This window comes from Pantoea sp. B9002, assembly GCF_013385945.1.
Lineage (GTDB): Bacteria > Pseudomonadota > Gammaproteobacteria > Enterobacterales > Enterobacteriaceae > Pantoea.
The window spans coordinates 15,734-25,698 of the sequence record NZ_JACAPA010000060.1 but is presented as its reverse complement, the minus strand read 5'-3'; the positions used below and the strand labels follow the sequence as shown (position 1 = coordinate 25,698).

Genomic DNA, 9,965 nt, shown 5'->3' with positions numbered 1-9,965 from the left:
TTCGGAGTCAAACACTTTTTTTCAGCGTTTTCATCCGGCGGGATGAATTTCTTCACTCCCTGCTGAGCCGTCCGCGTTGCCGCTTTGCCGTCTCAGTGGTGGCGCATTATAGGGATCCGAATTTTTTGCACAACCCCTTTTTTCGATCTTTTTAATCGACTGGCGAGTTTTCACTCTTTTCGCTGCGATCGCGAGCGATCCGCTCAAAAATCATCTTGTTTATCCGCCTTTTAAGCCGCAGGCTTGGGTAAAAACGTAAAGGAGAAGATCATGTCTATAGCCCTACGACCTTATAAGAACCATTTTCCGCAACAAGGCGATCGCGTGATGATCGATAGCAGCAGCGTGGTGGTGGGTGAAGTACAACTCGCCGATGACGTAAGCATCTGGCCGCTGGTTGCGATTCGCGGTGACGTCAATAAAGTGGTGATAGGTAAAAGAAGCAATATTCAGGATGGCAGCGTTCTGCACGTCACTCACAAGTCCACCAGCAATCCGGAAGGTTATCCGCTGATTGTTGGCGAAGATGTCACGGTAGGGCATAAAGCGATGCTGCACGGCTGTACTATCGGCAATCGCGTACTGGTTGGTATGGGATCCATTCTGCTGGACGGCGTGGTCGTTGAAGATGATGTGATGATTGGCGCTGGCAGTTTGGTGCCGCCAGGTAAACGACTGGAGAGTGGCTACCTGTATTTAGGCAGCCCGGTGAAGCAGGTCCGCCCACTCAGTGAAGCGGAAATCGCCGGGCTGCTTTACTCATCTAACAACTATGTTGGTTGGAAGAATGAATATCTCGATCAGGAAAGCCAACCTCATCCCTGATCGCCAACCTTATCCCTGCTGCATCGACTGCTTTAGTTTGGCAATCACTGGCGTGATCTCTGGCATCACGCCATGCCATAAATGGAAAGCGTGAGCGGCTTGACCCACTAACATACCAACGCCATCCGCCAGCTGCTGCGCGCCCTGCTGCTGGCACCACAGCAAGAATGGCGTCAAACCTGGTTGATAAAACATGTCGTAGCACCGCGTTTGCGCATGAATTAGCGATGTGGCCAACGCCGGAACTTTGCCATCAACACCGCTTGAGGTCGCATTAATGATCAGATTAAATTGCTGATCCGCTAATTGCTCAAAGCTGGCCGCTTTAATATCCCCGCTGTGCTGGAAAATCTCTGCCAACTGCTCGGCGCGCGCCACGGTGCGATTCACCACCACCAGTGAACATCCGAATGAAAGCAGTGGCAGGATCACGCCACGCGCAGCACCACCGGCGCCCACCAGCAGAACTCGATCGCCTGGATGGATCATCTGCAGTCGTTCCAAATCGCTGAGCAAGCCGATTCCATCGGTGTTATCGCCGAAGATCTTGCCCTGTGCATCTTTCTTTAACGTATTAACCGCACCGGACAATGCCGCACGCTCGCTGAGCTCATCGGCAAATTCCCACGCCTGCTCTTTGAAAGGCAGCGTGACATTGGCTCCTTTACCGCCATGCGCAAAGAAGTCCGCGATCGACTGAGGAAAACCCTCAAGTGGCGCGCACTCCTTGCCATATTGATGCTCAATGCCGGTTTGCTCAGCGAAGAGGCTATGAATGAAAGGAGATTTGCTGTGCGCAATCGGGTGACCAAAAACGGCAAAATTTTCCATGAGTTAGCCCTGACGAATAAGTTCACCGCTAATAACGTCGCGGATTTCAGAAGGATTCAGTCGCCCACCCGTTTCAGCATGCAAGACCGGGAACTGCGGACCAAATTGCTTAGCAACCTCTTCCGCATTACGACAAGGCGGTTCACCGGAAAGATTGGCGCTGGTCGAAACCAGAGGTTTACCAAAACCGCGACACAAAGCCTGTACGTCCGGATGATCGCTAACGCGAATAGCCAGTGAGTCAAAACGCCCGGTTAACCAACGCGGCGTATGTGGCGAGGCGGGCACCACATAGGTAACCGGGCCAGGCCAACTAGCAAACATACGCTCGCGCTGCAGCACCGAGAGTTCACGATCGGCGATATAAGGTTCCAGCTGCGCGTAATCGGCTGCAATCAAAATGAGTCCCTTCTCAACTGGACGCTGCTTGAGCGCCAAAAGTGCCATTACGGCCTCTTCGCTGTCGGGATCGCAGCCCAATCCAAATACGGCTTCGGTTGGATAGGCGATAACTTCCTGTTGCTGTAGCTTCTCAATGCAAAAATCGAGACTACCCGCTGAATACTGACTTGGCTTCATGATAATTATTCGTCCTGGACGATGGGCTTACCGCAGCGTTTGCTGGCGCAGAAGCGCTTCATGCCTTGTGCGGTTTTCTTCTCTATTAATAAAGGGAACTGGCAATGCGGGCAAACGCCTTCAACCGGCGCTGCGTTAAGGACAAACTGGCAATCTGGATAGCGATCGCAAGAGTAGAAGGTTTTGCCATAGCGCGAGCGCCGCTGTACCAGTTTACCGCTCTGACATTGCGGACAGGCGATAGCTGTTTCATCAGGCTTGTCGATGGTTTCGGTGTAATCACATTCCGGATAATGACTGCAACCCACGAACATGCCAAATCGCCCCTGACGCAGAACTTTATCTGCGCCACACTGAGGGCACGCATGGCCTTCCAGCACTTTAACGACGTGCCCATCTCCCTGACTTTTCAGCGGGCGAATGTAATCGCAGGTTGGATAATTTACACACCCCAGAAAAGGGCCGTGTTTGCCGGAACGTATAACTAATTCTGCCCCGCAAGCGGGGCAGGGATCGTGTTTAGGCACGGAGAATAGTGCTGATTTACTCATAATACCGGTTGCATCAATCGCAGATTATTAATGCAGCATACCTTCATTGACGTCGAATAACAGTTCTTCCATTTGCTGATAGGCGTTTTCACATCCTGGGATGTTAAACAGCACCATCAACACCACCCATTTGAGATCTTCAAGATCGAATTCGAGGGTATCAAGGGCCATTACACGTTCGATGACCATCTCGCGTGTTTCCATATTCAGCACCTGGACCTGTTCCAGGAACAAAATAAAACCGCGACATTCTGCATCTAAGCGCTGGTTTTCCTCTTCGGTATAGATTCGCATTGAGAGCGGATCGTTTGCCATGAGTACAGGCGCAACCAAGCCTTCCTGATAATCCGCTAACCGTTCAAGCCAATTCAACGCATTGTAGATATCTTCACGATGAAAACCGGCATCGGTTAAATCATCGGTCAATTTATCCTGATCAACGCGCATTTCAGCTTCGTTGTGGATATACGTCTCAAACAAGTACATAAGTACGTCGAACATGGCATGCCCTCCTCAATCGGACATAGCCGCCGGGTACAGCTGCGATCCATCCTGCTAACTCCAGCTCCAGCAGGTGAGCTGCGATAACTGGCACAGGTTGGCCGGCACGTTCAGCGACGACGTCAACAGGTGTAACCTCATCACCTACGTTAGCCAACACAGTTGCAAATGGCAATGGCACATCGTCACTGTGTTGTGAATATATTGTTTCTGAACTGCTATCAGGTAACCATTGCAGCGTTGAATGTAAATCTTCAAGGATATTGTTGGGATGCGCCACCAGCAGTGCGCCTTGCTGGATAAGCCAGTGCGTTCCTTCACTACCCGGATTGCCTAGCGCGCCGGGTAACGCATAAACGTTACGATTTTGTTCCAAAGCGTAGCGTGCCGTCACCAGCGAACCGCTTTTTAACGTGGCTTCAACCACCAACACGCCAAGACTTAAACCACTGATGATGCGATTACGGCGCGGAAAGTTAATCGCATGCGGTGCCGTATCAAGGGGGAATTCCGAGATCAGTGCGCCACCGCCAGTGATGATCTCGCGTGCTAACGCCTGATGACTTTTAGGGTAAATATGCTGCAGGCCGCTGCCTAACACTGCCACGGTTTTGCCCTGCACTTCTAACGCGGCCCGATGCGCCACGCCATCAATTCCGCGTGCCAGGCCGCTGGTGATGGTCAATCCACTCAACGCTAATTGCTGCGTAAACCAACTTCCCCATTGCTTACCATAATGCGTGCAATGACGACTGCCCACGACACCGAGCTGGGGCGTCTGCAAGATATCCAAACTTCCCGCGACATACAGCAATGAGGGACGTCGACTGATTTCCGCTAACGCCGAAGGATAGTGTTCATCGATACAGGCAACTAAATGATGCTGTTCATCCTCCAGCCACAGATGCGTTCGCTCTAACTGGCGCGGGCATAGCACCTTAAACTGTTGTCGCTGGGTTTCGTTTAATCCCTGATCCAGTAACAGATCGTCATCAACCTGAGCATTATTCTGCAATACCTCAGCTAAATGTCTGACAAGCCGACCGCTTAAGCCTTTCACATTTGCCAGCCTGAGCATCCATTCAATTCTCTCCATGCTGCACTCCCTGTCAGCCGCGCTATCATGCGGTGCAATGCTGTCAATCAGGCATCAAAAAGTCTACAATATGAGGCAGTAATCTTTTCTTTAACGCATACAGATCTGGATATTTATGTCAGTTTTGCAGGTATTACATTTCCCTGATGATCGCCTTCGCAAAATCGCTGCGCCGGTGGCAACCGTAAACGCAGACGTTCAGCGTATTGTCGACGACATGTTTGAAACCATGTACGCCGAAGAAGGCATTGGCTTAGCGGCAACTCAGGTCGATATTCATCAGCGCATCATTGTTATTGATGTCTCTGAAAACCGTGACGAGCGTTTGGTGCTGATCAATCCGGAACTGCTGGAAAAAAGCGGTGAAACCGGTATTGAAGAAGGCTGCCTTTCCATTCCTGAGCAACGTGCTTTTGTGCCGCGCGCAGAGTGGGTCAAAGTGCGTGCGCAGGATCGTGACGGCAAAAGCTTTGAGCTGGAAACCGACGGTCTGCTGGCGATTTGTATCCAGCATGAAATCGATCATCTCGATGGCAAACTTTTCATTGATTATCTGTCGCCACTGAAACGTCAGCGTATCAAACAGAAACTGGAAAAATTGGCCCGCCTAAACGCACGCGAAGATTAAGTGCTAATAGAAGGTTAAACTGTGTCTGCATCGCTCAAAATTATCTTTGCCGGTACACCTGACTTTGCAGCGCGTCATTTAGACGCGCTGCTTGCTTCTGAGCATCAGGTTGTTGGCGTCTTTACCCAGCCCGATCGTCCAGCCGGACGCGGTAATAAGCTTACGCCAAGCCCGGTCAAAGTCCTGGCACAGGCGCACGATATTCCCGTATTTCAGCCGAAATCCCTGAAGCCTGAAGAGAACCAGCATCTGGTTGCCGATCTGCAGGCCGATATCATGGTGGTGGTCGCTTATGGCTTGATCCTGCCGAAAGCCGTGCTGGCGATGCCGCGCCTGGGTTGCATCAATGTGCATGGTTCGCTGCTGCCACGCTGGCGCGGTGCTGCACCCATCCAGCGCTCTCTCTGGGCCGGCGATACCGAAACCGGTGTCACCATTATGCAGATGGATGTTGGCCTCGATACCGGCGATATGCTGCATAAACTCTCCTGCCCGATTACGGCTGAAGACACCAGCGCGTCGCTGTATGAGAAGCTGGCGCAACTCGGTCCGCAAGGCATGCTGTTAACGCTGGATCTGCTGGCAAGCGGTAATGCCAGGCCAGAAGTTCAGGATGAAGCGCTGGTCTCTTATGCCGAGAAACTGAGTAAAGAAGAGGCGCGTCTCGATTGGTCACTATCAGCAGCGCAGTTGGAACGTTGTATTCGTGCCTTCAATCCATGGCCAATGAGCTATTTCATGATTGAAGAGCAACCGGTAAAAGTCTGGCAGGCATCGGTTTTGCCGCATCAGAACAAGCAACCCGGTGAAATCGTCCATGCTGATAAACAAGGCATTCAGATCGCAACGGCCGATGGTGTGCTGAATCTGGTATCGCTGCAACCTGCCGGTAAAAAAGCCATGTCCGCTCAGGACCTGCTCAATTCGCGCCGCGAATGGTTCGTACCTGGAACCGTTCTGGCCTGATCCTCCAAGCCCGGTTTGACCGGGCTTTTTGTTTGATGAAATAACATGAAAAAAGCTACCAACTTGCGCAGCCTGGCCGCGCAACTCATTGAACGCGTTGTGGACAAAGGCGAATCGCTAAGTGCCATTTTGCCGGGCGCGCAAAAGACCCTATCCGATAAAGATGGCGCGCTGCTGCAAGAACTCTGTTTTGGCGTGATGCGCACGCTGCCGCAGCTGGAAGCCTTAATCGGCAAACTGATGGAACGCACCTTAACCGGTAAGCAGCGAGTGTTGCATTATCTGTTGATGGTTGGCCTTTATCAGCTGCTTTATACCCGCGTGCCGGCCCATGCGGCGCTGGCAGAAACCGTGGCGGGTGCTGAAGTCCTGAAGCGCACGGCTTTGAAAGGCCTGTTAAACGGCGTGTTGCGCCAGTTCCTGCGCCAGCAAGAAGCGCTGTTAGCCGAAGTCGATCAGGGCTCGCAACGTTACTGGCATCCAGGCTGGTTGCTGAAGCGTCTGCAAGCTGCATGGCCAGAACAGTGGCAACAGATTGTTGAAGCTAACAATCAGCGACCGCCGATGTGGCTGCGCGTTAATCGCCAGCATCACAATCGTGATGCCTGGCTGGCGCTATTGCAGGCAGAAGAGAAAGTTGCTTTTCCTGGCGATGCACAAGATGCATTGCGTCTGGAATCACCCGCTCCAGTCAGCCAGCTGCCGGGTTTCGATCAAGGTTGGGTGACGGTGCAGGATCTTTCAGCACAACGTTGCGCACTGCTGCTTGAGCCAAAAGAGGGTGAATCTATTCTCGATCTCTGTGCTGCTCCGGGTGGTAAAACTACGCATATCCTCGAAATCGCGCCGCAGGCCATAGTTTTAGCCGTCGATGTTGACCCGCAACGCCTGCTCCGTGTGCATGAGAACTTACAGCGCCTGGGTATGCAGGCTGAAGTGCGTCAGGGCGATGGACGCACACCGGCAGATTGGTGTGGCGATATGCAGTTCGATCGCATCCTGCTCGATGCGCCCTGCTCTGCCACGGGCGTTATTCGCCGCCATCCAGACATCAAGTGGCTACGTCGCGATCGTGATATTCCCGAGCTGGCGAACCTGCAGCGTGAAATTCTTGAGGCCGTCTGGCCGCGTTTGAAATCTGGCGGCACGATGATTTATGCCACCTGCTCAATATTGCCGGAAGAGAACCACAATCAAATCAGCGCCTTTTTGGCAGCGCACAGCGACGCCGTGGCCGAGACGTTGCCACAGGGCCAAGCCAATGGCTGGCAGGTTTTCCCGACCATCGATGGCGGCGACGGCTTCTTCTACGCTAAGCTGATGAAAAAATAGTGCTGCGCACGCTGACAAGAGCATCTAAGCCATGAAAATCATTATCCTCGGCGCCGGCCAGGTCGGCGGAACCCTGGCAGAAAATCTGGTCGGGGAAAATAACGATATTACCGTCGTCGACAGCGATGCGACGCGTTTACGCGTGTTGCAGGACAAATTTGATCTGCGCGTAGTGCATGGTCACGGATCCCATCCGCGTATTTTGCGTGAAGCCGGTGCTGAAGATGCTGATATGTTGGTGGCGGTAACCAACTCCGATGAAACCAACATGGTGGCTTGTCAGATTGCGTATTCCCTTTTCAATACGCCCAATCGCATCGCGCGTATTCGCGCCGCTGAATATTTACGCGATGCTGAGAAGCTGTTTGTACCTGAAGCCGTACCAATTGATCATCTGATCTCTCCTGAGCAGTTGGTGATCGACAATATCTACCGCCTGATTCAGTATCCTGGCGCACTTCAGGTGGTGAATTTTGCCGAAGGCAAAGTGAGCCTCGCAGTGGTTAAAGCCTATTATGGCGGTCCGCTGGTCGGAAATCCTTTGTCGATCATGCGTGAACATATGCCGCATATTGATACGCGAGTCGCCGCGATTTTTCGTCAGGATCGTCCAATTCGTCCTCAGGGTTCTACGATCGTGGAAGCCGGGGATGAAGTGTTCTTTATTGCCGCGAGCCAGCATATTCGCGCGGTGATGAGTGAAATGCAGCGTCTTGAAAAACCGTATAAGCGCATCATGTTGGTTGGCGGCGGCAATATCGGCTTTGGATTGGCGCAGCGCCTGGAAAAACAGTACAGCGTGAAGTTGATTGAACGTAATCAACAGCGCGCGGCAGAACTAGCAGAACGTTTGCACGATACCATCGTGTTTTACGGTGACGCCTCGGATCAGGAATTGCTGGCCGAAGAGCATGTCGATCAGGTGGATCTCTTTATCGCGGTCACCAACGATGATGAAGCCAATATCATGTCGGCCATGCTGGCCAAGAAAATGGGCGCGAAAAAAGTGATGGTGCTGATCCAGCGCCGCGCCTACGTCGATCTTGTTCAAGGTAGTGTGATCGACATTGCGATCTCGCCACAACAAGCCACAATCTCGGCGCTGCTGAGCCACGTTCGTAAAGCCGATATTGTAGGCGTTTCCTCACTGCGTCGCGGTATTGCAGAAGCGATCGAAGCTATCGCACACGGCGATGAAACCACCTCACGCGTGGTTGGGCGTTTGATAGAAGATATTAAGCTGCCGCCGGGAACCATTATTGGTGCGGTGGTGCGCGGTGATGAAGTGATCATCGCCAATGATAATGTGCGCGTCGAACAAGGCGATCACGTAATTATGTTCCTGACGGATAAGAAGTTTGTGCCCGATGTTGAGCGTCTGTTCCAGCCAAGTCCATTCTTCCTGTAAAAGCTGCAGGCGAAAGCCCGCCGTGAAAATTTTGCTTAATCCATTGTTCTAATGGCAATTGCACAAAGGTTTGTTAGACTTTAGCCATTGGCCAAGGCAAGGAGATAACAATGAGTTTATTCAAAGAGTTTCGTGATTTTGCAATGCGTGGGAACGTGGTTGATCTGGCGGTCGGTGTCATCATCGGTGCCGCTTTTGGTAAGATTGTTTCTTCACTGGTCGCCAATATCATCATGCCGCCACTCGGCTTGCTGATTGGTGGCGTCGATTTCAAACAGTTCAAATGGATATTAAAGCCGGCAGAAGGTGATATTCCTGCTGTAGTAATGGAGTACGGTAACTTTATTCAGACCGTGTTCGATTTCGTTATTGTTGCCTTTGCGATCTTCCTGGCAATTAAAGTAATGAACAAGCTGTATCAGAAAAAAGAAGTTGAGAAAGCGGCACCTAAGCCGACCAATGAAGAGTTACTGCTCACTGAAATCCGTGACCTGTTAAAGCAACAAAATCACGATAAATTATGATGAAAAAGCCGCCCAAATAAGGCGGCTTTTTTGTCTTTAAAGAAGAAGGCCAGTGATAAACTTTTCTGCTTATCACTGGCCTCCCAGTTACGTCCTTTGCCATGTTTGTCTTTACGTTGATAACTGCCTTTTCCTTTCTGATTCTTCTCAACGCGCTGCCTAAACAGTGGATCATGTAATAATGCTTCAAGTGCATTATCGTTGATTTTACCTTTTTGGTGCTGATAGCGAGTCATCTCGTCCTCCGGTTATTAACGGCGCAACTATATTACTTCCAGCGCAAAATTCAATCCTTGCTACAACAAATTTCAGGCTGCGGCTCTTCACCTTTTTCCAGAGCTTCAAGTATTGAACAACAGGCGCTGCTATGTACGTCGCCGCAGCAGGTTTCAGCCAAACGGTGCAATGAACGCTGGATCGTCTGTAGTTCAGCGATCATGCCATTCACTTCATCCAATCGTTTCGCCACAATGGCTTTGGATTCCTGGCAAGTATGATGTTCAGGATCGATGCGGATCGACAATAATCCACGAATTGACTCTAAGCTGAAGCCAAGTTGGCGACCATAGCGAATAAAACGCAGCCGCTGTAAATCATCGTGGCTATAAAGGCGAAAGCCGCCCTCAGTCCGTACTTCATGATTCATCATCTGCTGTTTTTCATAAAAGCGGATGGTGTCTGGCGTCACATCCGCCATTTTTGCCAGCTGGCCAATCCGGTACAT

At 51.4% G+C, this 9,965-nt stretch carries 12 protein-coding genes and 1 pseudogene; 6 read left to right on the top strand and 7 right to left on the bottom strand.

Going from position 1 to position 9,965, the window contains the following annotated elements:
- The first annotated feature begins 270 nt into the window (after positions 1-270).
- Positions 271-825 carry a gamma carbonic anhydrase family protein gene (locus HX773_RS24310; protein ID WP_176973634.1) on the top strand — a complete coding sequence of 185 codons (555 nt, stop codon included), beginning with the start codon at positions 271-273 and terminating at the stop codon, positions 823-825.
- Between the two features lie 9 nt (positions 826-834).
- On the opposite strand, the gene aroE is transcribed toward HX773_RS24310, so the two are convergent.
- Genes aroE through dprA form a run of 5 tightly spaced genes read right to left on the bottom strand, consistent with a single transcriptional unit; the run spans position 835 to position 4,383 of the window.
- On the bottom strand, positions 835-1,656 hold the full coding sequence (gene aroE, locus HX773_RS24305; RefSeq protein WP_176973633.1) for a shikimate dehydrogenase: 822 nt from the start codon (positions 1,654-1,656) through the stop codon (positions 835-837).
- 3 nt (positions 1,657-1,659) lie between these two features.
- Complete coding sequence (gene tsaC, locus HX773_RS24300) at positions 1,660-2,235, bottom strand: L-threonylcarbamoyladenylate synthase type 1 TsaC (protein ID WP_176973632.1); 576 nt, start codon at positions 2,233-2,235, stop codon at positions 1,660-1,662.
- A gap of 5 nt (positions 2,236-2,240) precedes the next feature.
- A complete protein-coding gene (locus HX773_RS24295) occupies positions 2,241-2,786 on the bottom strand; it encodes a type I DNA topoisomerase (RefSeq protein ID WP_176973631.1) in 546 nt (181 codons plus the stop codon).
- A 27-nt stretch (positions 2,787-2,813) separates the two neighbouring features.
- The gene (gene smg, locus HX773_RS24290; RefSeq protein ID WP_007891699.1) at positions 2,814-3,287 is read right to left on the bottom strand and encodes a DUF494 family protein Smg; all 474 of its coding nucleotides are present in this window, start codon (positions 3,285-3,287) and stop codon (positions 2,814-2,816) included.
- The gene (gene dprA, locus HX773_RS24285) at positions 3,259-4,383 is read right to left on the bottom strand and encodes a DNA-protecting protein DprA (protein ID WP_176973630.1); all 1,125 of its coding nucleotides are present in this window, start codon (positions 4,381-4,383) and stop codon (positions 3,259-3,261) included. The genes smg and dprA overlap by 29 nt, the downstream gene beginning before the upstream one ends.
- A 115-nt stretch (positions 4,384-4,498) precedes the next feature.
- Between dprA and def the strand changes: the two genes are divergently transcribed.
- From def to mscL, 5 genes are all read left to right on the top strand, one after another.
- Positions 4,499-5,011 (top strand): peptide deformylase, encoded by a 513-nt coding sequence (def, locus tag HX773_RS24280; protein ID WP_008104717.1) that lies wholly within the window; start codon positions 4,499-4,501, stop codon positions 5,009-5,011.
- A 21-nt stretch (positions 5,012-5,032) separates the two neighbouring features.
- A complete protein-coding gene (gene fmt / locus HX773_RS24275; RefSeq protein WP_176973629.1) occupies positions 5,033-5,977 on the top strand; it encodes a methionyl-tRNA formyltransferase in 945 nt (314 codons plus the stop codon).
- Between the two features lie 45 nt (positions 5,978-6,022).
- Positions 6,023-7,309 carry a 16S rRNA (cytosine(967)-C(5))-methyltransferase RsmB gene (rsmB, locus tag HX773_RS24270; RefSeq protein ID WP_176973628.1) on the top strand — a complete coding sequence of 429 codons (1,287 nt, stop codon included), beginning with the start codon at positions 6,023-6,025 and terminating at the stop codon, positions 7,307-7,309.
- Positions 7,310-7,340: 31 nt separating this feature from the next.
- Positions 7,341-8,717 (top strand): Trk system potassium transporter TrkA, encoded by a 1,377-nt coding sequence (gene trkA / locus HX773_RS24265; protein WP_007891694.1) that lies wholly within the window; start codon positions 7,341-7,343, stop codon positions 8,715-8,717.
- A 110-nt stretch (positions 8,718-8,827) separates the two neighbouring features.
- On the top strand, positions 8,828-9,241 hold the full coding sequence (gene mscL, locus HX773_RS24260; protein ID WP_007891693.1) for a large-conductance mechanosensitive channel protein MscL: 414 nt from the start codon (positions 8,828-8,830) through the stop codon (positions 9,239-9,241).
- A 44-nt stretch (positions 9,242-9,285) separates the two neighbouring features.
- On the opposite strand, the pseudogene HX773_RS24255 reads toward mscL, so the two are convergent.
- Together HX773_RS24255 and zntR are read right to left on the bottom strand one after the other, a co-directional pair.
- A pseudogene (locus tag HX773_RS24255) lies at positions 9,286-9,477 on the bottom strand (alternative ribosome-rescue factor A); the annotation flags it as partial.
- A gap of 50 nt (positions 9,478-9,527) precedes the next feature.
- Entirely contained in the window at positions 9,528-9,965 is a 438-nt protein-coding gene (zntR, locus tag HX773_RS24250) for a Zn(2+)-responsive transcriptional regulator (RefSeq protein ID WP_176973626.1), read from the bottom strand.